This window comes from Aeromonas sp. R1-2, from assembly GCF_040908505.1.
In the GTDB taxonomy this organism is placed as follows: Bacteria; Pseudomonadota; Gammaproteobacteria; order Enterobacterales; family Aeromonadaceae; genus Aeromonas; species Aeromonas veronii.
The window spans coordinates 21,545-43,030 of sequence record NZ_JBFODU010000007.1; the positions used below are offsets into that span (position 1 = coordinate 21,545).

Annotated in this window: 20 protein-coding genes and 1 pseudogene; 14 read left to right on the forward strand and 7 right to left on the reverse strand. The window is 60.6% G+C overall.

What is annotated here, in order from left to right; genetic code table 11:
- Positions 1-20 precede the first annotated feature (20 nt).
- A complete protein-coding gene (locus AB5Y76_RS01145) occupies positions 21-470 on the reverse strand; it encodes a DUF1249 domain-containing protein (protein ID WP_005335899.1) in 450 nt (149 codons plus the stop codon).
- 1 nt (position 471) lies between these two features.
- Entirely contained in the window at positions 472-1,113 is a 642-nt protein-coding gene (gene nudF / locus AB5Y76_RS01150; RefSeq protein ID WP_005335901.1) for an ADP-ribose diphosphatase, read from the reverse strand.
- A 304-nt stretch (positions 1,114-1,417) separates the two neighbouring features.
- Here nudF and tolC point away from each other — a divergent pair, with 304 nt between their 5' ends.
- Positions 1,418-2,737: an outer membrane channel protein TolC gene (gene tolC / locus AB5Y76_RS01155; protein WP_005335902.1), complete on the forward strand. Its 1,320-nt coding sequence runs from the start codon at positions 1,418-1,420 to the stop codon at positions 2,735-2,737.
- Positions 2,738-2,853: 116 nt separating this feature from the next.
- Here the strand turns inward: tolC and hldE are convergent, their stop codons facing one another.
- Entirely contained in the window at positions 2,854-4,281 is a 1,428-nt protein-coding gene (hldE, locus tag AB5Y76_RS01160; RefSeq protein WP_263719162.1) for a bifunctional D-glycero-beta-D-manno-heptose-7-phosphate kinase/D-glycero-beta-D-manno-heptose 1-phosphate adenylyltransferase HldE, read from the reverse strand.
- Between the two features lie 204 nt (positions 4,282-4,485).
- Here hldE and lpxL point away from each other — a divergent pair, with 204 nt between their 5' ends.
- From lpxL to AB5Y76_RS01195, 7 genes are all read left to right on the forward strand, one after another.
- Positions 4,486-5,409: an LpxL/LpxP family Kdo(2)-lipid IV(A) lauroyl/palmitoleoyl acyltransferase gene (gene lpxL / locus AB5Y76_RS01165; RefSeq protein ID WP_021231687.1), complete on the forward strand. Its 924-nt coding sequence runs from the start codon at positions 4,486-4,488 to the stop codon at positions 5,407-5,409.
- A 626-nt stretch (positions 5,410-6,035) separates the two neighbouring features.
- On the forward strand, positions 6,036-7,958 hold the full coding sequence (locus tag AB5Y76_RS01170; RefSeq protein WP_064335382.1) for a PTS mannitol transporter subunit IICBA: 1,923 nt from the start codon (positions 6,036-6,038) through the stop codon (positions 7,956-7,958).
- Between the two features lie 37 nt (positions 7,959-7,995).
- Positions 7,996-9,141, forward strand: coding sequence for a mannitol-1-phosphate 5-dehydrogenase (locus AB5Y76_RS01175; protein ID WP_047436917.1), 1,146 nt, complete (start codon positions 7,996-7,998; stop codon positions 9,139-9,141).
- Between the two features lie 133 nt (positions 9,142-9,274).
- Positions 9,275-9,796 carry an MltR family transcriptional regulator gene (locus AB5Y76_RS01180; protein WP_263719163.1) on the forward strand — a complete coding sequence of 174 codons (522 nt, stop codon included), beginning with the start codon at positions 9,275-9,277 and terminating at the stop codon, positions 9,794-9,796.
- Positions 9,797-9,986: 190 nt separating this feature from the next.
- Positions 9,987-11,774, forward strand: a complete 1,788-nt coding sequence (locus AB5Y76_RS01185) for a sodium:proton antiporter (RefSeq protein ID WP_103251427.1) — start codon at positions 9,987-9,989, stop codon at positions 11,772-11,774.
- Positions 11,771-12,343, forward strand: coding sequence for a DNA-J related domain-containing protein (locus AB5Y76_RS01190; RefSeq protein ID WP_103251428.1), 573 nt, complete (start codon positions 11,771-11,773; stop codon positions 12,341-12,343). Before AB5Y76_RS01185 ends, AB5Y76_RS01190 begins: the two co-directional genes overlap by 4 nt.
- A gap of 64 nt (positions 12,344-12,407) precedes the next feature.
- Positions 12,408-12,656: a hypothetical protein gene (locus AB5Y76_RS01195; RefSeq protein ID WP_005354919.1), complete on the forward strand. Its 249-nt coding sequence runs from the start codon at positions 12,408-12,410 to the stop codon at positions 12,654-12,656.
- A gap of 60 nt (positions 12,657-12,716) precedes the next feature.
- On the opposite strand, the gene AB5Y76_RS01200 is transcribed toward AB5Y76_RS01195, so the two are convergent.
- Positions 12,717-13,229 (reverse strand): mechanosensitive ion channel domain-containing protein, encoded by a 513-nt coding sequence (locus AB5Y76_RS01200; protein ID WP_005354921.1) that lies wholly within the window; start codon positions 13,227-13,229, stop codon positions 12,717-12,719.
- A gap of 13 nt (positions 13,230-13,242) precedes the next feature.
- A complete protein-coding gene (gene zntB, locus AB5Y76_RS01205; RefSeq protein WP_021231682.1) occupies positions 13,243-14,208 on the reverse strand; it encodes a zinc transporter ZntB in 966 nt (321 codons plus the stop codon).
- Positions 14,209-14,348: 140 nt separating this feature from the next.
- Between zntB and AB5Y76_RS01210 the strand changes: the two genes are divergently transcribed.
- The gene (locus tag AB5Y76_RS01210; RefSeq protein ID WP_005335916.1) at positions 14,349-14,798 is read left to right on the forward strand and encodes a YaiI/YqxD family protein; all 450 of its coding nucleotides are present in this window, start codon (positions 14,349-14,351) and stop codon (positions 14,796-14,798) included.
- Positions 14,799-14,923: 125 nt separating this feature from the next.
- Positions 14,924-15,424 carry a metal-dependent hydrolase gene (locus AB5Y76_RS01215; RefSeq protein ID WP_069526960.1) on the forward strand — a complete coding sequence of 167 codons (501 nt, stop codon included), beginning with the start codon at positions 14,924-14,926 and terminating at the stop codon, positions 15,422-15,424.
- Positions 15,425-15,488: 64 nt separating this feature from the next.
- Here AB5Y76_RS01215 and AB5Y76_RS01220 read toward each other — a convergent pair whose 3' ends face one another.
- Positions 15,489-16,694, reverse strand: a complete 1,206-nt coding sequence (locus AB5Y76_RS01220; protein ID WP_005363118.1) for a NupC/NupG family nucleoside CNT transporter — start codon at positions 16,692-16,694, stop codon at positions 15,489-15,491.
- A gap of 542 nt (positions 16,695-17,236) precedes the next feature.
- On the opposite strand from AB5Y76_RS01220, the gene dbpA reads away from it, so the two are divergent.
- Together dbpA and AB5Y76_RS01230 are read left to right on the forward strand one after the other, a co-directional pair.
- On the forward strand, positions 17,237-18,616 hold the full coding sequence (gene dbpA / locus AB5Y76_RS01225) for an ATP-dependent RNA helicase DbpA (RefSeq protein ID WP_115544615.1): 1,380 nt from the start codon (positions 17,237-17,239) through the stop codon (positions 18,614-18,616).
- An 89-nt stretch (positions 18,617-18,705) separates the two neighbouring features.
- Positions 18,706-18,996 carry a YkgJ family cysteine cluster protein gene (locus tag AB5Y76_RS01230; RefSeq protein WP_005335921.1) on the forward strand — a complete coding sequence of 97 codons (291 nt, stop codon included), beginning with the start codon at positions 18,706-18,708 and terminating at the stop codon, positions 18,994-18,996.
- 27 nt (positions 18,997-19,023) lie between these two features.
- Here AB5Y76_RS01230 and AB5Y76_RS01235 read toward each other — a convergent pair whose 3' ends face one another.
- Complete coding sequence (locus AB5Y76_RS01235) at positions 19,024-19,431, reverse strand: hypothetical protein (RefSeq protein ID WP_005335923.1); 408 nt, start codon at positions 19,429-19,431, stop codon at positions 19,024-19,026.
- Positions 19,432-19,699: 268 nt separating this feature from the next.
- Here AB5Y76_RS01235 and AB5Y76_RS01240 point away from each other — a divergent pair, with 268 nt between their 5' ends.
- Entirely contained in the window at positions 19,700-21,094 is a 1,395-nt protein-coding gene (locus AB5Y76_RS01240; RefSeq protein WP_263719164.1) for a PepSY domain-containing protein, read from the forward strand.
- Positions 21,095-21,199: 105 nt separating this feature from the next.
- Positions 21,200-21,486, forward strand: a pseudogene (locus tag AB5Y76_RS01245) (IS3 family transposase); the annotation flags it as partial.

Consider the following 21,486-nt stretch of genomic DNA (forward strand, 5'->3'; position numbering starts at 1 on the left):
TCACGCTTCTTTTTATTTGTTCAACTGGAGATATTGATCGGGCTGGTACCATGTCTGAGACAAAATTTTAGCCATTCGGCCAGAAACAGATTTACCTGCTCCTTTTCGTCCCGCTGGTGCATCTTTTTATTGGGATAATCATAACGTGGTTGCAAACGGGAAATCTGTTGCGCTGCACACACTTCCGCCATCCGCACATCATGATACAAACGAATCTCTATCTGAGCTTGTAAATATTCGGGCAATTCGGGGTTGTGCTGGCTCAGGATCACCTGATTGGTGAAGCGACTCTCGCCAATGATGGTGAGCTGGAACTGCAGATCGTTGCCGACCCGATAGCGGCGCTCGGCGCCGACTTCCCCATCAGGCGGCAGCAGTTTCATCAATGCCATGTAATTGACCTCGCAGGTACGCTGCAAGGACATCAGGTCAGGCACATAGCGCCTGCTCTGTTGCAGGGTCAGCGCCACCTCAGCGATCCGCCAGCCAGCGGGCACGCAGCTCGCCATGGTTGAGGGCCAGCCACTGCAGGGCGATGACCGAGGCCGCATTATCGATGCGTCCCTCTTTGAGCCAGGCGTAGGCCTGTTCGCGGCTCACCACGTGCACCCGGATATCCTCGCCCTCATCCGCCAGACCGTGCAGCCCCTCGGCCTTGCTGGCATCCACCTCGCCCACAAAGACCTCGATCCGCTCGGTGCTGCCGCCCGGGCTCACCAGATAGCTGATGGCATGCTCGCAGCGGGCCACCTCGATCCCGGCCTCTTCCACCGCTTCGCGGCGCACCACCGCCTCGGCGGTCTCCCCTTCGTCGATGATGCCGGCCACCAGCTCCAGCAGCCAGGGGGTCGGGCTGGTCTCCATCGCGCCGATGCGGAACTGCTCCACCAGCACTATCTGGTCGCGCACCGGATCGTAGGGAAGCAACGCGGCGGCATGACCCCGCTCGAACAGCTCGCGCACGATGGGCTGGTTCCAGCCGCCCGCAAATAACCGATGCTGCAGACGATAGACATTCACCTTGAAGAAGCCGTTATATCCAGCTGATTTTTCAATGATTTTTACATCATCGGCGGCGTAATGCCGATCTTGCGGCAAGGGTTGCTGCGACATCCGGGGCTCCCGTCAGCTTGACTTGTATCAGTTTGACCATAAAATCCGAGGAACATGAATGAACGTTCATTCACTCAGCGTGCCATGGTAATGAGGGGTGGATTTTAGCAGCCACAGACCATTTGGCTAGGCGCGCGGGGAGAAAACTGCGTCCGGTTCTTGACGTTCCCGTCACCGGACCTGAGACTCTTAGCATTAAATTTTGCTTATAGTTGAGTGATTAAGCTGCAATCAAGCTTGGTCGGTGACAATATTTGCCTCTCCAGCAACCAGTTTGGGTTACTACATAAGGTTAAAACGATCTATGAAAAGAACACTTTTGTCAGTCATGGTGTTGCTGGGCGTCAGTGCCGGTGCCCATGCCGAAAACCTGCTCGACATCTACCAGCAAGCCCAGATCAAAGACCCGCAGTTGCTGCAGTCCAAAGCCGTTCGCGACCAGGCCTTCGAGAAGATCAACGAATCCCGTGCCCCTCTGCTGCCCCAGATCGATCTGGGTGCCGGGCTCAATTATCTGCAAAACAAGAACGATACCCAGAGCAATACCAACGCCAAGGGCGAGGTGACGCTGTCGCAATCCCTCTATCGTCGCAGTAACTGGGTCAATCTGGATATCAGCGAGAAGCAGGCCACTCAGTCAGATGTCGCCTACAACCTCGAGATCCAGAACCTGATGGTGCGCACCGCCAAAGCCTACTTTGATGTGCTCAAGGCGATGGATACCCTGGAGTTCGTCCGTGCCAACAAGGTTGCGGTAGAGCGTCAGCTGGAGCAAACCCAGCAGCGTTTCGAAGTGGGCCTGACCGCCATCACCGACGTCCATGAAGCAGAAGCCTCCCGTGACCAGGCGCTGGCTGACGAGATCAATGCAGAAAACTCGCTGGACAACAGCTACGAGACCCTGCGCGAGCTGACCGGTATCGATCACCGCAATCTGGACGTGCTGAACACCGATCGTTTCAGCCCGCAGAAGACCGCCTTCGGCTCCGACAAGTGGCTGGAGCTGGCGCTGGACAAGAACCTGCAACTGCACAGTGCCCGCATCAGCAAGGACATTGCCAAGGAGCAGATCGATCTCGCCAAGACCGGCCATGAGCCGACGCTGGATCTGGGTGCCGGACTGCAAACCAGCAATACCGATTACAAGCTGGATAGCATTCCGGGCGGCAATGACAATCAGGCCAATATCGGTCTGACCTTCAAGCTGCCCATCTACAGCGGTGGCGCCACCAGCTCCAAGGTGAAGCAGGCTCAATACAACTACGTAGCGGCCAGCGAACTGCTGGAGAAGAACTTCCGCTCGGTGCAGAGCACAGTGCGCTCCTCCTACAACAACGTGAACGCCAGCATCGGCTCGGTGCGCGCCTACAGCCAGTCTGTGGTCTCCGCCGACAGCGCCCTGAAGGCGACCGAAGCCGGTTACGAAGTGGGTACCCGTACCATCGTCGACGTGCTGGACTCCACTCGCAAGCTGTACGAGGCCAAGCAGAAGCTCTCCGAAGCCCGTTACAACTACATCCTCAATATCCTGAGCCTGAAACAGGCTGCCGGTATTCTGGAAGCGCAGGACCTGGTGGAAGTGAACCAGGGTCTGATGCCAGCCACGGCAAAAGCCAAGGGCTGATAGCCGCTATCGGACATGAAAAAGGCGACCGCAAGGTCGCCTTTTTGTTATCCGTATTTCTGTCGGCTTGCTACGACCGATAATGAGCCCCGCCAGATTGCGGGGCCAGCGGCGCGTTAGCCGCGCTCGCGAATCGTCTTGATGATGTCGGTGGTGGAGCAGCCATCCTCGAAGTTGAGAACGCGCACCTCACCGCCATTGGCAGTCACTTCGGCGTAACCGGCGATATCTTCCGGCTTGTAGTCACCGCCCTTGACCAACAGATCGGGCAGGATCTCGGCGATCAGGCGCTGCGGCGTATCTTCACCAAACGGCACTACCCAATCCACCGCGCCCAGCGCAGCCAGCACCGCCATGCGGCGCTCGGTCGGGTTGACCGGACGACCCGGCCCTTTCAGACGGCGAACCGATTCATCGGTATTGACCGCCACGATCAGGCGATCCCCCAGCTTGCCGGCGTTGGCCAGATAGGAGACATGGCCGGCGTGCAGGATGTCGAAGCAGCCGTTGGTCATCACCACCTTCTCGCCGCGCAGACGGGCGGCACGAACCGCCACTTTCAGCTGGGCTTCGGACATGACGCCAAAGCCTGTCTCCTGCTCGGTGTAGAGGGCGTTGGCCAGCTCGACCGGGCTAACGGTAGAGGTACCCAGCTTGCCGACCACGATACCGGCTGCGGTATTGGCCAGCGCACAGGCTTCGTCCAGGCTCTTGCCTGCCGCCAGTGAGGTAGCCAGAGTCGAGATGACGGTATCACCGGCACCGGTCACATCGTAAACCTCGTGGGCCTGAGCCGGCAGATGCAGCTCCGGCTGACCTTCGCGGATCAGGGTCATGCCGTTCTCGGAACGGGTGACCAGCAGGGCATCCAGCTCGAAACGCTTGACCAGATCCAGCCCCTTGGCGACCAGCTCCTCTTCGTTCTTCACCTTGCCCACCACAGCCTCGAACTCGGACATGTTGGGGGTCAGCAAGGTAGCGCCGCGGTACTTCTCGAAGTCGGTCCCCTTGGGGTCGACCAGCACCGGAATACCGGCGGCTCGGGCGCGCTGGATCATGCCGGGTACGTCGTTGAGAGCACCCTTGCCGTAGTCGGAAAGGATCATCACGTCGCTATTCGGCAGCGCCTGCTCCACCTTGCTCATCAGCAGGGTGGCATCGACGGAGTGGAAGGGCTCTTCAAAGTCCAGACGCAGCAGCTGCTGGTTGCGGGACAGCACCCGCAGCTTGGTGATAGTCGGGAAGTCGGCCAGACGAACGAAGTCACAGGCCACCTTGACGCCAGCCATCTGGCCAGCCAGCGCATCGGCCGCTTCATCCTGACCGGTCAGGCCAAGCAGCACGGCATGGGCGCCAAGGGCAGCGGAGTTGAGGGCCACGTTGGCTGCGCCACCGGGACGCTCCTCAATGTGTTCAACCTTGACCACGGGCACCGGCGCCTCGGGGGAGATCCGACCGGTAGGGCCATGCCAGTAACGGTCCAACATGACATCGCCAACGACCAGAACGCGGGCTTTTTCAAAATCGGGCAGGGTGATCTTCATCTGTATCGACTCTCAAAACCTGAAAAATCAGCGGGCGATTTTATCACACTCTTTTATCCGGTGTAGAAAAAGCCGACCGCAGTTGCCGCCGCTGTCACGCTAACCGGACGCAGGCTACCCCTCTGACCAGCACACAGCCATTCGCCCCCGCCCCCCCTTTTCGGCTAGAATCCCCCGATTGTGTTTGCGAACAAGAGATTAGCCATGGCCCATGACAACGCTCCCCGCCTGGAGCCCCGCCTGTTTCATCCCCGTTACTGGGCCAGCTGGTTCGGCCTCGGCCTGCTCTGGCTGCTGACCCTGCTGCCGTGGCGCAGCCAGATGTGGCTGGGCCGTCAGCTCGGTCGCCTCGCCGCCAGGATATTGAAGTCCCGGGTGAAGATTGCCCGTCGCAATCTGGAGCTGGCGATGCCCGAGCTGACCCGGGATGAGCGGGAGAAACTGCTCAAGGCAAACTTCGAGAGCGTGGGCTGTGCCGTGTTCGAGGTGGGGATCGCCTGGTTCTGGCCAGACTGGCGGATGCGCAACCTGATGAAGGTGGAAGGGGAAGAGCACGTTATCGCAGCCATGGAGAAGGGACAGGGCATGCTGCTGCTCTCCTGCCACTTCCTGACGCTTGAACTCAACGCCCGCTGTTTCGGGCTGGTACGGCCCGGGGTGGGGGTCTATCGCCCCAACACCAATCCGGTGCTGGAGTATGCCCAGTATCACGGTCGCTGCGCCTCCAACAAATATCTGGTGGACCGGATGGATGTGAAGGGGATGATCAAGGCGCTGCGCAACGGCGACGCCCTCTGGTATGCACCGGATCATGACTACGGCAGCCACGCCAGCGTATTCGTGCCCTACTTCGCGGTAGAGCAGGCGGCCACCATCACCGGCACCGCCACCCTGGCGCGGGTGAAGAACACCGTCACCCTGCCCTGCTACAACATCCGCACCAGCGAGGGTTACACCCTGCATATCGGCGCGCCGCTCGCCGACTACCCGAGCGGGGATGACATGGTTGATGCCGCCCGCGCCAACCGCGAGATTGAAGCCGCCGTACGCAAGGCGCCGGAGCAGTACATGTGGCTCCACCGCCGCTTCAAGACCCGCCCCTCCCCCGAGGATGCCGGTTTCTACTAAACCGCAGCCTCGACAGGGGCCAGATCGCAAAAACTGACAAACCGCCTGCTGGCGGTTTGTTTTTATCTGCTATCAACCCTGCGCGGCAAACAAGCGCCCCGAACATCTGCCGCTCGATAGCATCCTGCATGTTGGCGCCCATTCCCATCAACCAGCAGCAAAAGAGACCTCATCACCAACCGTAAAAACTGAAAGCGGGTTACAAATTTATTGATTCATTGGTAAGCAATGGAGTGTTTCGATAGATCCATCGTCACTACCCGATGATGAGTGACTGAGTGATTTGTCCCATTCGAATACAAAAACTGAATTTGTGATGTAAATCACCTTTATATGAAGGAACGTTAAAACTGGATTGGTGATATCAATCACAAAAAATGGTCATTCAAAACAGAAAAGATCGAAATGTAGCCGAATTACAGCATGAGTATGTGATGTGGATCACTGGTTATGGAGGGGAGATCGCTGGGTATCTGAGAGGTGGATCACAAGACACCCCGTTTTCAGCCTAATTTGATCGCAAGCTGGTAGATTGAAGTTGCTTAGACGACCGGGATGGCGGTTCGGCAAAACCGACCATCCCGACTACCACTTTTAATCAAACAGGCTTAAAACGGGGTCCCGACATGTTATCACCGGATACCAAAGTCAAGATACAGAATTTTGGACGCTTCCTGTCCAATATGGTCATGCCCAACATAGGCGCCTTTATCGCCTGGGGCTTTATCACCGCCCTCTTCATTCCCACCGGCTGGCTGCCCAATGAAACCTTGGCCAAGCTGGTCGGCCCCATGATCACCTACCTGCTGCCACTGCTGATTGGCTACACCGGCGGCAAGCTGATGGGCGGTGATCGTGGCGGCGTGGTCGGTGCCATCACCACCATGGGCGTCATCGTGGGTACCGACATCCCCATGTTCATGGGAGCCATGATGGTCGGCCCGCTCGGTGGCTGGGCCATCAAGCGCTTCGACAAGGCGATGGACGGTCGCGTCAAGAGCGGCTTCGAGATGCTGGTCAACAACTTCTCCGCCGGCCTTATCGGCATGCTGCTGGCCATCCTCGCCTTCTTCGTGATTGGCCCCTTCGTCAAGGTGCTCTCCGGCCTGCTGGCCGGTGGCGTCGGCTTCTTGGTGGAAAACCACATGCTGCCGCTCACCTCCATCTTCGTCGAACCGGCCAAGATCCTGTTCCTCAACAACGCCATCAACCACGGCATCTTCTCGCCGCTGGGGATCCAGCAGGCGACCGAGCACGGTAGCTCCATCTTCTTCCTGATTGAAGCGAACCCGGGCCCGGGCATGGGTGTGCTGCTGGCCTACATGGTGTTCGGCCGTGGTGCCGCCAAGCAGTCCGCGGCTGGCGCCTCCATCATTCACTTCTTCGGCGGCATCCACGAGATCTACTTCCCGTACGTGCTGATGAACCCGCGCCTCATTCTGGCGGTGATCGCCGGTGGCATGACCGGGGTCTTTACCCTGACCCTGTTCAATGCAGGTCTGGTCTCACCCGCCTCACCGGGCTCCATCTTCGCCGTGTTGTTGATGACGCCGAAAGCCTCCCTGATCGGGGTCGCCCTCTCCATCATCAGCGCCACTCTGGTCTCCTTCCTGGTCGCCGCCGTGTTCGTCCGCGCCCAACAGCCGGAAGCTGACGAGGCCGATGCCCTCGGTGAAGCCACTCGCAAGATGAAAGCCATGAAGGGCGGCAAGCCCGAAACCGCAGCGGCCAAGAAGCCGGGCGGCGAACTGATGGCGGTACGCAATATCGTGGTCGCCTGCGATGCGGGCATGGGATCCAGCGCCATGGGCGCCGGCATGCTGCGCAAGCGGGTGCAAGCCGCCGGGCTCGATATCAGCGTCACCAACCGTGCCATCGATCAGCTCGACGATCAGGTGGACTGGGTCATCACCCACAAGGATTTGACCGAGCGGGCCCGTCGCCATGCGCCGAACGCTCACCATATTTCCCTGACCAACTTCCTCGACAACGGCCTCTATCAGGAGCTGGTACAGAGCCTGAGCCGCGCCGCCAACGATGACGTCGCCAACCCGCAACTGCTGGTAGCGGCCAACGACGACAGCTACGAGCCGCAGGCCGCCGAAGTCTTTACCCTGAGCCGTCATGACGTGCATCTGGGACTGAAAGCGGACAACAAGGAGGCCGCCATCCTGACCGCTGGCCGACTGCTGGCCGAGCGCGGCTACGTGGCGCCCGACTACGTCAACGCCATGCTGGAGCGCGAACAGCTGGTCTCCACCTACCTCGGCGAATCCATCGCCGTGCCGCACGGCACCATCGCCGCCAAGGAGTTTGTGAAGCGTACCGGCATCGTCATCTGCCAGTACCCGGCCGGGGTCGCCTTTGGCGAGGCTGCCGATGAGGTGGCGCGGCTGGTGATCGGTATCGCCGCCCGCAACGACGAACACATGCAGGTGATAACCCGCCTGACCAATGCACTGGATGAACCCGGTCTCATCGACCGGCTGGCCAGCACCACGGATCCCCAGGCCTTCCTGGATCTGCTGGGTGCCGAACAGGCTGCGTAATCATCTTTCATCGTCTTTGGTTCAAGAGGTTAATATCATGAAAACATTGCATTTTGGTGCTGGTAACATCGGTCGCGGCTTTATCGGCAAAGTGCTGGCGGATGCCAGCCATCAGGTCACCTTCGCCGACGTCAACGACACCCTGATCGACCAGCTCAACCACCGTCAGGAGTACAAGGTCCATGTAGTAGGGGCGGATCAGAAGCTGGATGTGGTGCGCAACGTTGCGGCGGTGAGCTCCGCCGGTCACGAGGTGATCGCCCGCATCATCACCGCCGATCTGGTCACCACCGCCGTCGGCCCCAACATTCTGGACAAGATTGCCAGCACCCTGGCCAAGGGGCTGCAGGCCCGTTTCGATGCCGGCAACCTGACTCCGCTCAACGTCATCGCCTGCGAAAACATGGTGCGCGGCACCAGCCACCTCAAGCGGGAGGTACTCAAGTACCTGCCGGTCGCGTATCATGCCACGCTCGAATCCTGTATCGGCTTCGTCGACTCGGCGGTGGATCGCATCGTGCCACCCGCCGCGGCTGCCAACGATGATCCGCTGGAAGTGACGGTAGAGAGCTTCAGCGAGTGGATCGTCGACCAGACCCAGTTCAAGGGGGAGCTGCCACAGGTGGCGGGCATGGAACCCACCGACAACCTGATGGCCTTCGTCGAGCGCAAGCTGTTCACCCTCAACACCGGCCACATCGTCACCGCCTATCTCGGCAAACTGCGGGGCTACCGCACCGTGCGCGAGGCGATCGAGGATCCAGTGATCCGCAGCAAGGTACGCCGCGCCATGGAGGAGAGCGGTGCGGTGCTGGTGAAACGCTACGGCTTCGACCCACGCCTGCACGCCGCCTACATCGAGAAGATCCTGGCCCGCTTCGCCAACCCCTATCTGGTGGACGAGATTGACCGGGTCGGTCGTCAGCCGCTGCGCAAGCTGGCGGCGGGGGATCGACTGGTGAAGCCGCTGCTCGGCACCCTGGAGTACGGCCTGCCGAGCGATCAGTTGCAGGAGGGGATCGCTGCGGCGCTCCACTATCGCAATGCCGATGACCCGCAGGCGGTGGAATTGCAAGCCCTGCTGGCGGAGCTTGGCCCGGCCAAAGCGCTGGCCCGCGTCACCGGACTGGATGAAGAGAGCGAGGTGGTGCGCGCCATCGTCGCCCGTTACGAAACCCTGTAATGACCCTGCTTGCGGCGCATTCAGCCACCACTGATAGCGCGCCAAGCGCTTGAATGGCAAGGGAATGTGCCCCATATGATAAAAACCGGGAGAGAGGCCCACTCTCTCCCTGTCAGCTGGACCCAATGCACCTATGACCACACACCAGGAAGATGAAATACTGGAACGACTGAACGAGCAGGATGGCCCCCGCGGCTTCTTTCTCGAAGCCGTGACCATCCTGGAAGAGGCGGTCGACTCCCTGATGCGACGCGCGTTCCGTCAGGAGGAGTATGCCGTCAAATACGCCATCGAACCCCTGCTCAACCAGAGCGGCCCCCTCGGCCAGCTGGAGGTGCGCCTCAAGCTCATCTTCGCCCTCGGCCTCATCTCACTCGAGCGCTATCAGGATATCGAAGCCTATATCAAGATCCGCGACTTTCTGGTGCGCGACCCCAAGGATTACCGCTTCAGCGACAAGCCGATCCGCGATCTGCTCGACCGCCTGCACGGGGTCAATCAGGGCGGCATGATGAAGCTGGAGCCCCCCGCCAGCGAAGAGGATTGGGCCTTCTACCAGATGCAGCTCAACCGGCTCGATCAGATGGTGCGCTCCGCACTGGTACTGGCGCTGGCCGACTGTGTCGGCGAGCTCCACAAGGAGAGCCCCATCTAATCCGGCCCCGAGGCCACCCCATCACCACGGTTGGCGTCTGGCTGGCGCCCTGCACACCACAGCCAGCCACCATGACGCCGACTGTCGCACATCTCCCCATCCCGGCCATGATGCACGATCCTTCAGGTGTCAATCTGACCAACTTAGCCACTACACTAGCTCCATACTCACTGCCTGAATCGAGGTCTGCATGATTGCCCTCTCTCTGGCCGGGATCGCCCTGGTCTCCGTGCTGGCCCAATGGCTTGCCTGGTCGCTGCGGGTACCCGCCATCCTGTTTCTGCTGCTCACCGGCCTGACTCTGGGCCCGGTCAGCGGCCTGCTCGACCCCGATGCCCTGCTCGGGGATCTGCTGTTTCCGCTGGTCTCTCTGTCGGTGGCCATCATCCTGTTCGAGGGGGCACTGACCCTCCATCTGGCCGAGCTCAAGGGGATCGGCAAGGTGGTGCGCAATCTCTGCTCCACCGGCATGCTGGTCAGTTTCGCCGTCATCGGCAGCGCCGGTTACTTCCTGCTGGGGCTGGACTGGCGGGTCGCCACCATGCTCGGCGCGGTACTGGTGGTAACGGGCCCGACAGTGATCGCCCCCATGCTCAACGTGATCCGCCCCACCCGGGAGGTGGACCGCATCCTGCGCTGGGAGGGGATCGTCATCGACCCCATCGGCGCCCTGTTTGCGGTGCTGGTGTTCGAGGCGGTACGCCTCGGCAGTCAGGGAGATCTCATCAGCCATACCCTGCTGGCGCTGGGCAAGACAGTGCTGGTCGGTTCCCTGATCGGGGTGGCAGCAGGCTGGCTCACCACCCTGCTCATTCGCAAGGACTGGCTACCGGTCAGCCTGCACAAGTTCGGCGTGCTGGCGCTGGTGCTGGTCACCTTCAGCCTCTCCAACTGGCTGAGCCACGAATCGGGCCTGCTGGCAGTGACCGTGTTCGGCATCTGGCTCGCCAATCAGGAGGGGCTGGATCTGGAGGAGGTGCTGGCGTTCAAGGAGGATCTCGCGGTCATCCTCATCTCCAGCCTGTTTATCCTGCTGGCGGCACGCCTCGATCTGGCCCAGCTCTGGCAGCTCGGCCCCATGGTGCTGGCGCTGCTGTGCGTGGTGCAGTTCGTGGCGCGCCCGCTCTGTATTCTGGTCTCGACCTGGGGCTCGGATCTCTCCTGGCGAGCTCGCGCCCTGCTGAGCTGGATCGCCCCGCGCGGCATAGTCGCGGCGGCGGTCAGTGCCTCGTTCGCCATCAGCCTGCATCAGGCCGAGATCCCCGATGCCGACAAGCTGGTGCCGCTGGTATTTGCAGTGATCATCTCCACCGTGGTGTTGCAGAGCCTCACCTCGGCACCGCTGGCCAGCCTGCTCAAGATGCGCCAGAGCGCCCCCAACACCTGGCTTATCATAGGGGCCAACTCGGTGGCGCGGGCCATCGGCCGGGCGCTGGCGGATCAGGGGGTGCCGGTACAGCTCTGCGATCCCGCCTGGGAGTTCTGCAAACAGGCGCGGATGAGCAACCTCCCCTGCTATTTCGGCAACCCCCAGTCGGAACATGCCGAGCTGCACCTGCCGCTTACCAGCATCAGTACCGTGCTGGCGCTCTCCCCCAATCGCCACAACAACGCCCTCGGGGTACTGCACTTTGCCCACCTCTACGGCGAGGAGCAGGTCTACTCCCTGCGATCCAGCGAGCAGCACGGCAAGGCTAACCGGGAGAGCGCCACCTTTCGCGCTCGCCAGAACCTGTTCGGCCCCGACATCAACTATGCCAGGCTGAGCAGCCTGCTGAGCCGGGGCGGCCAGATCAAGGCGACCCGCCTGAGCGAGGCGTTCGACTGGGCCCAGTATCAGACCGCCAATCCCGGCGCCATCCCGCTGTTCATCATGGATGGCAAGGGCAAGCCCCAGATCGTTACCGGCCCCGTCACCCCGCAGGCGGGTGAGCTGCTGATCGCCCTGCAGCCGCCCAGAGAGCAGGGCGCCGAATGAACGAAGCCAACAACAATCCGCTGATCGCCCCTCTGCTGGTGCTGCTGCAACAGGCGGCGGGTAGCTACAAGGTGCATGAACTGATGGCGGCTCTGCGCCAGCAGGGGGCGATCCCCCGGCTGGCCGACGACGAGCAGCTGCAGCTGTTTCGGGTCAACTTCCTGATCATGAACGCCCTCTACCAGTTGCAGGCCGAGCTTTGGCAAGAAGGATGGTGGCTGGTGATCAGCACTCTGGATATCCGGCTCGAACCGCTGGCCGAGAACCTACAAACCAACCACGGCTTTGCCCTTGGCGAAAATCTGCGTAGCTACTATCTAGACTGGCAGGTGTTCTGGCAGACCGATCGTGCCGAAGTTGAGGCCCTGCTCAACCGCTTCTGGCGCGCTTATGACGGTGAGGGGCACAAAGCCGAGGCGCTGGCCCTGTTCGAGTTGAATGAAGGGGCGAGTCAGGAGGCGATCCGCCGCCGCTGGCGGGAGCTGGCATTGCAGCACCATCCGGATCGGGGCGGCAATGCCGAGACCTTTATCCGCATCCGCTGGGCATGGGAGGTCCTGCGGGGATGATCCCGTTGCCGCATATAAAGGGCAGGCATAGACTGGAGCTGGATATTCCCCACAGGAGAGCATCATGACAGTCAGTGAACTTCGTAAGCTCTATCAGCAACAGATCCTGCAAGAGGCTGAAATACTCCACGACGTGGCTATTCCCGGCTGGATCATCGAATTCAGAGGCAAGGATGGCGCCCTCTACGAGCTGACCGACACCCTCGGCTGCCCGGTCAGTTTCGGCACCGTCGAGCAGGCCCGCGAACATCTGCATCAGGTGGCCGACTGCCCGGTTCAGGTGGAGCACCTCTACCGCTTCTTCGAACGCTAGCGCCAACCACCGCACAGTAAAAAGGCTCCCGAGGGAGCCTTTTGTTATTCCGGTTGCTTTCTATTCCGGTTGCAGCGGTTCCGCCACCTTGCCCTCCAGCTTCCTGACCGGCTTTTGCAGGATCAGGTTGGCCGGATAGGTGACCAGATCGCCGTTGTCATCACGCACCCGCACGTAGAACAAGCCAATCTCGGTGATGACGCCGGTGACCGAATCATCTTTGTCGAGGATGCGGATCCGGTCGCCAATCTTGTAGGGGAAGGCGAAGAAGATGGTGATGCTGGCGGTGATGTTGGAGAGGATCGACCACTGGGCTACCATGGCGACCCCCAATACCGCAAAGAAGGAGGACGCGAGCACCACCAGTCGGGAGAAGTCGAGCCCCCACACCCCGGCCAGTACCAGCAAGGTGGCGCAGCCGAGCAGGAAGTGGAACACATGGGCCACGTAGAGCACCCGGTTCTCGCTCACCTGCCTGCTCTGACCGAGCGCCAGCAGGCTCTTGTGAATCAGCCGCCGGATCAGGGTATGACCCAGCAACAGCAGCAGGGTCAGGCCAATGGATTGCCACATGGGTTATGCCTCCTTACCACCAGCGCCGATGCTTGAGCCAGATAGCCAGCCCGCTGGCCAGCGCCACCAGCGAACCACAGAAGACCCAGAAGGCGGTCGGATTCTCGGCCCCGGGGATACCGCCAAGGTTGATGCCAAACAGGCCGGTCAGGAAGCTGGCAGGCAAAAAGAGCAGCGCCATCACCGACATCTGGTAGGCGCGGCGATTGGTTGCCTCCGCCATCAGATTGTTGATCTCGTCTGCCAGCACAGCGGTGCGCGCCACCCCGGCATCGAGGTCATCGAGCCAGCGCCGCAGCCGATCGGCGATATCGAGCAGACGACGGCGGTCATCCTCATCCAGCCAGCTGATCTTCTCGTTGGCCAGCCGCGCCACCAGATCCCGCTGGGGGGAGAGGTAACGACGGATCATGATGAGCTGCTTGCGGATCAGCGCCAGCCGGCCATTGGCGGGCATGTCGCGCATCAGCACCATCTCCTCCAGATCGAGGATCTTGTCGTGCAGCTCCTCGACAAACTCCCCCGCCCGATCGGTCAGGGCATCGCAGATCTCCACCAGCCAGTCGGCCGGGGTATCGGCGCCGCCCCCCAGCTTGAGCTGGTTGAACACATCCTGCTCGGAGAGCAGCGGACGACGACGGCTGCTGATGATGAGATCCGGGGTGATGAAGATGCGCAGCGCCACCATCTCTTCGGGCCTGTGATCCTTGTTGTGGTTGATGCCGCGCAGGATCAGCAGCACCGTCTCCCCCATCCGCACCAGCTTGGGACGATTGCTCTGGCCGAGCAGCGACTCCCTGGCCGCCTCGCTGAGCAAGGGGGTCTGCAACAGCCAGCGCGCCGAATCGGGATTGCCGTAATCCAGATGCAGCCAGCCGGGATGCGCCGCCGGGACTTCGCTTCCCGCCATCAGCGGCGCCATGCCACCCTTGCCATCCAGGGTCAGGGCATAAATCACTTCACCGGGCACCCGATCCATCTCGTCTCCTTCTCGTTTCATGTGCTGGCCCCAGCTTACACCAAAGGTTGGGCCGACTCAGCCCCGCGCCGGGAAGGGGAGGCTTGTGTTAACATGACCACTCTCGTTTTCTATCCGCTTTCACTACAGGAAACCATGCCATGCCCATCTGGGTTGATGCCGATGCCTGCCCCATTCCGGTCAAGGAGATCCTCTACCGCGCCGCCCACCGCGCCCAGGTCGTCACCACCCTGGTGGCCAATCAGGGATTGCGGGTGCCCCCCTCGCCTTTCATCAAAACCCAGCAGGTGGAGAAGGGATTCGATGTGGCAGATCATGTCATCGCCCAGCAGGTTCAGCCCGGCGATCTGGTGATCACCGGCGACATCCCCCTCGCCTCCTGGGTGATCGATGCTGGCGGCGAGGCGCTCAATCCCCGCGGCGAGATCTACACCCGCGAGACCATCAAGGCGCGGCTCGGCATGCGCAACTTTATGGAAGAGCTGCGCTCGGCCGGCGTGCAGACCGGCGGCCCGGCCCCCTTCAATGCTGCCGACAAACAGCGCTTCGCCAACGCCCTCGACAAGTGGCTGGTCAAAGGCAAGCTGTAAAGAGACCCTAAAGGCGCCCTGCTTGGGCGCTTTTTCGCCGTAACATCCTGATTTTTAAAATAAGAGCTGACCACAACCGTCAGGCTGGTAAGATGCGCCGCCATCTTGTCCACGCCGTAATCATCATGACAGCCCAAGGGCACCTGCTCTTCTCCGTTACCTGCACCCTGATCGCCCACAAACTGCAGCTCACTCCGGCGCTGGCCGATGCCAGCCTGTGGCAGACCATCCCTGCCGCGCTGGCCAGCGCCCTGTTGCCCGACCTCGACCACCCCAAATCGGTGCTGGGGCAGCGCCTGCCGTGGATCTCGAAACCTCTGTCGCGACTGTTCGGCCATCGCGGCTTCACCCACAGTCTGCTGGCAGTCGCCGCCGCCGTCTGGGGGCTGAACCAGAGCCTGCCGCCGGACACCCTGCCCATGGGGGTCAAGGATGCGCTTATCGTCGGCTACCTCAGCCATCTGCTGGGGGACTGGCTCACCCCGGCGGGCATTCCGCTCTTCTGGCCCATCAAACGCCGCTTCCGGCTGCCGGGCTGGCCGCTGCGCAGCGGCGGCGCCATCGAAACCGGCTTTTGCACTCTCACCTTGCTGGTCGCTGGCTGGTGGTGCGGCTGGCGGCTGTGAGCCAGAAACAAAAAAGCCCCTGACGAGGTCAGGGGCCCAAGCAGTGGTACGAACCACTAGAGGATCAGATCATGATGCCTGCGATAACGGCAGAGAGCAGGCTGACCAGGGTAGAACCGTAGACCAGCTTCAGGCCAAAGCGGGAAACCATGTTGCCCTTCTCTTCGTTCAGCGCTTTTACCGCACCGGCGATGATGCCGATGGAGCTGAAGTTGGCGAAGGAGACCATGAAGATGGAGAGGATGCCGACGGTGCGCGGAGAGAGCTCGGCAGCCACCTTGCCCAGATCCATCATCGCCACGAACTCGTTGGTCACCAGCTTGGTCGCCATGATGGAGCCGGCTTGCAGCGCTTCACCACTCGGGATCCCCAGGATCCAGGCGATCGGGTAGAAGAGGTAGCCCATGACGAACTGGAAGTTCACGCCAAATGCCATCTCGAACAGGTAGTTGATGAGGGCAATCAGGGCGATGAAGCCCACCAGCATGGCACCCACGATAACGGCAACGGTGAAACCGGCCATGATGTACTCGCCCAGCATCTCGAAGAAGTTCTCTTTCTTCGGCGTGTGGTGCTCGTCACCTTCGGCAATGGCCTTGATGTCGGTCACGGAGTTATCCGGCTCGTAGGGGTTGATCAGCGAGAGCACCACGAAGGTACTGAACATGTTGAGCACCAGCGCGGCGACCACGTAGCGCGGCTCGATCAGCTGCATGTAGGCACCGACGATGGACATGGAGACGGTAGACATGGCCGTCGCCGCCAGGGTGTACATCTGCTTCTCGTTCAGGTGCGGCAGGATGTTCTTGAGGGCGATGAAGTTCTCGGACTGGCCGACGATCATCGAGCTGATGGCGTTGAAAGACTCCAGCTTGCCCATGCCGTTGATCTTGGCCAGCACGGTACCGATACCGCGGATCACCAGCGGCAGCAGGCGGATGTACTGCAGAATACCGATCAGCACGGAGATAAAGACGATGGGCATCAGCACCATCAGGAAGAAGGAGAAGGCCCCTTCGTTGACCAGACCACCGAACACGAAGTCGGTACCCTGTTTGGCAAACTCCATCAACTTGGTGAAGCCGGCCGCGAAGCCCCCCACCACCGCCAGACCCACTTCGGAGTTCAGCATGAACCAGGCCAGCGCCAGTTCGACCACCAACAGTTGGCCGATATAACGCAGTTTGATCTGTTTCCAGTTGTGGCGGTTAGCCAGCAGAGAGAGAGCGAGGACCATCACCAGTCCGAGCACAAAGTGAACGTATTCCATACCTGTAGCACCTGAGTAAATTGTAATTTTTGACCGGCGCCATCATAGACATTTGCACATTTAAAAATCAGATAGCCATCACAATCCCGCGCAATATTATGGAGGCAGGATAATACAAACGTTTTTAAATTAATTGTGCAATGAACTGATATTAATCGCGCAACACGGACAACATAAATCCTTTTAAAACATCACGTTGAGTAATGGTTGTGCCGTTTTCATGTTCTTTGAAAATATTTAATCAGCATTTTCGCAACATTCCCTGTGACGCAGTAACTGTCCGTGTAATATTCCCCAATCATTATATTAAAATACCGAAAATAGAAAACGTTTATCCGCGATAAATAATTAGATGGGTGTTTGAAAAATAGTCCTTATTACATTGTCAGTGCTCACCCGCGATTGGTTTGGCAACAAATGAACCTTTCATGGCCCCTCGTGACCAGCCGTTCAAAAATCCGCCACATCCGGTGCCACATTCTGGTATGATGCGCGGCCTTAGCGCTCGCGCATCCCCGTTTTCTCCGAAATAGAGTCCTTTTGTGAACAACAGCGAATTTAGCAGCCTCAATCTCTCCCCCGCCCTGCAAGAGAACCTCACCAGCCTGGGTTACCTGCAGATGACCCCGATCCAGGCCCAGAGCCTGCCCCTGGTGCTCGATGGCAAAGACCTGATCGCCAAGGCAAAAACCGGCAGCGGCAAGACCGCCGCCTTCGGCCTCGGCCTGCTGGCCAAGCTCAACGTCAACCGCCTCGAAGTGCAGGCGCTGGTGCTCTGCCCGACCCGCGAACTGGCGGATCAGGTGGCTCAGGAGATCCGTCGTCTGGCGCGCGCCCTGCCCAACGTCAAGCTGGTCACCCTGTGCGGCGGCACCCCGACCGCACCGCAGTCCGCCACCCTGAGCTTTGGTGCCCACATCGCCGTCGGCACCCCGGGTCGTATTCTCAAGCATCTGGAGCAAGGCACGCTGGAGCTCTCCGGCCTCAAGACGCTGGTGCTGGATGAAGCGGATCGCATGCTGGACATGGGCTTTGGCGAAGATATCAACCGGGTCATCAGCTATGCCCCCCAGCAGCGCCAGACCCTGCTCTTCTCCGCGACCTATCCGGAAGGGATCGCCCAGATGAGCCGCGGCGTGCAGCGCAATCCGGTCGAGGTGAGCGTGGAGTCCCTGCACGAGGGGAGCGCCATCGAACAGAAGCTCTATGAAGTGCCTGCCGGTCAGCGCCTCGACGCCCTCACCTGGCTGCTGAGTCACTACCAGCCAAGCTCCTGCGTGGTGTTCTGCAACACCAAGCGCGCCTGTAACGACGTGGCCGACCATCTGGCCGCCAAGGGCTTCTCGGCGCTGGCGCTGAACGGCGATCTGGAACAGCGCGAGCGGGATCAGGTGCTGGTGCGCTTTGCCAACGGCAGCGCCACCATTCTGGTGGCCACCGATGTGGCGGCCCGTGGTCTCGACATCAAGGAGCTGGGCGCCGTCATCAACTACGAGCTGACCTATGATCCGGAAGTGCACGTGCACCGCATCGGTCGTACCGGTCGTGCCGGCCAACAGGGTCTGGCCCTGAGTCTCTATCAGCCGAACGAGGCCCAGCGCGTCAACTTTATCGAAGAGTACCAGCAGGCTCCGATGCCGCTGGGTGATCTCGACAGCATCGGCCGCGACATCAAGCCGATCGCCCCGCAGATGGTGACCCTCTCCATCGATGCAGGCCGCAAGACCAAGGTGCGGGCCGGTGACATTCTGGGCGCCCTGACCGGTGAAGGCGGCATTGCCGGCGCCGATGTGGGCAAGATCCAGATCTCCGAGCAGTACTCCTACGTCGCCGTGAAGCGCAGCGTGGCGAGCGCCGCCCTCAAGCGGTTGCAGGAAGGCAAGATCAAGGGTCGCAGCTACCGCGTCCGCAAACTGGGCTAAGGTTCTTTGCAAGCCGTTAGCCAGACCACAGGCGCCTGACAGGCGCCTGTTTCATATCTCCGATGCCGCCATGCGGCAAGACAGGCACCATGACCCAAGCAATCCAAACCGATGTGAGCTGCCAGAACTGCGAAGCCTGCTGCTGCCGCCTCGAAGTGATGCTCTTTACCGATACCGGCGTGCCGGACCGTTATGTACTGGAACGGGATGGCGAGATACCGGTCATGCGCCGGCTGGACGATGGCTGGTGCGCCGCCCTCGACCGCAACACCATGATGTGCCGTATCTACGAGGTGCGACCGCTGATCTGCCGCGAATTCGAAATGGGTGAACCCGACTGCGTTGACGAACGGGACAAGTGGTTTATCAAGCTGGAGTGAAGCCCGTCCATGCGGGGAGCGGGGTGGTCAAGCGCTCGCAGGTTCACAGGGAGCGGTGTTGAGCTGCTCCCCCAGCCACTGGATGGCCGCTGCCTCCTGCTCGAAGTAACGTACCGCCCGAAAGGGCAATCCCTTGAAGATGTTATCCGCCAGATAGCGCTTGAAGCCCCCTACGAAAACCACCGCCAGAAACTGACAGCCACTCTCGGCACACCAGCCAAACTGGCGACGAAAACGGGCCAGCACCTCGGGCCCGGCCGCTTCAAACTCGGTCGCGACCTCGACAATCCCCCAAGGGCCATCCATCAATCCGGCCAGTTCGTGACGAAAGCGCGCCTCATAGGCCATGGCACCAGCCAGATTGAAGGGGCCACTCGGGCGGCAGATCAGCATCTGGCCCCTGCGCTCCATGTCAAATTGCCCATGTGGCTGCATGACTGCTCCCATTCCGTTACCACCACCATCGCCTGCAAATTGTTACCACAAGGTAATAATTTATAAGGAAAAGTCCAGCAGCAAACAGACTTTCCCCAAAGCGGGCTCATCCTATCCAGCAAGCCGTCGGCACCTTATGTTACCCACATCCCGCACTGAATCGATCTCGAGATGTGTGATTGCAGTTAACGAAACGTTACTGCTATTATCCGCGCCGCCACAAACATTCCACCTGCCGAAAGGTTTGGCACCCCAACAAGGATGTGCAATGAAAAACAGGGACTCGAGTCATTACCAACGGATCTGGCGCTGGCACTTCTACGCCGGTCTCTTTGTTGCCCCTTTCCTGATCCTGCTGTCACTGACCGGGATCGTCTATCTGTTCAAACCCCAGCTCGACAACCTGATGTACCCCGAGCTGATGAAGGTCGCCCCCGCCAGCCAGACCCTGAGTGCCGACCAACTGCTGGCCAAGGCGATGATGACCATGCCCGATGCCAGCCTGCGTAAATACCTGCCGCCTGTCGCTCCCGACCAGAGCGCCCAGTTCATCGTCAATCGGGGTGAGCAGGAACTGACCCTGTTTATGGATCCCGCCAGCGGTGCCCTGCTCGGCACCATGGATAACAAGTGGAATCTGCAAGCGGTCGCTCGCTCCCTGCACGCCGACCTGCTGCTCGGCACCACGGGGGACAGGCTGATCGAACTGGCGGCAGGCTGGGGGCTGGTACTGCAGCTGAGCGGCCTCTACCTCTGGTGGCCACGCAAGGGGCCCGGGGTAGGCGGCATCCTCTGGCCCAGAGTGAGCCAGCGCGGCCGCCTCTGGTGGCGGGATCTGCACGCAGTGGTCGGCTTCTGGGGCGCCGGTTTCCTGCTGCTGTTGTTGCTGAGCGGCATGACCTGGACCGGTTTCTGGGGCGATCAGTTTGCCGCGGTCTGGAACCGCTTCCCCGCCACCATGTGGAATGAGGTGCCCAAATCGGCACCGCTGGCCCGAAGCCTGAATCAGGCCCACGAGCAGACCGTCCCTTGGGCGGTGGAGAACACCCCTATGCCCAGCTCGCAGCCGGTCGATGAGGGGCACGATCACGGTGCCATGAACCACGGCGAGCATGAGGGAGTGGTGATGGCCAGCCAGCGGATTCCGCTGCAACAAGTGGTGGATATCGCCACTGCCCGGAAAGTGAGTCCGGGGTACAGCATCACCCCGCCGGTCGGCGCCACCGGTATCTATACCATCGCGATCTTTGCCGATGATCCGCGCAACGATGCCACCCTGCATATCGATCAATACAGCGGTAAGGTGCTGGCCGATGTGCGCTGGCAGGATTACGGCCCGGTCGCCAAGACGGTAGAGAGTGGCGTCATGCTGCACATGGGCAAGCTCTACGGCTGGCCCCATCAGCTCGCCATGCTGCTTATCTGCCTGATGGTGCTGGCCAGCGCCGTGAGCGGCCTCTGGATCTGGTGGTGCCGCCGTCCGCAGGGCCGTCTCGCCGCGCCGCCGCTGCCCGCCAAACTCCCGCCGATGCGAGGTGCCATCACCCTGCTTATCCTGCTGGGGATCGCCTTCCCGCTGGTGGGCGCCTCCATGGTCGCCATCTGGCTGCTGGATACCCTGCTCTTCTCCCGTCGCCCCCTCAAGGTGGCGCGCGCCAGCTAAACCCGCTAAAACCAAAAAGGGCTCCCATCTCAGGAGCCCTTTTCATTATTCGTGTCCCGTCCTGAATATGGTTTACACCTTTCCCCCCAATAAATGGAGAACCCGATGGGACAAGGTGTGAAACGGACACAGCGCGATTACTCGCTGACTTTTAAACTGGCACTGGTCGAGCAGATTGAAAAAGGCGAGCTCACCTACAAACAGGCTCAGGTGCGTTATGGCATTCAGGGCCGCTCCACCGTTCTGGTATGGTTGCGTAAACATGGTCGGCAAGATTGGAGCCAGGGGGCTTCTGTACGCGCCGGCAGGAGCATCACCATGCCTGACCCCGACAACCAGACGCCCGAACAGCGCATCAAGGAACTCGAGCAGCAGCTGGCGCTGATGAGTCA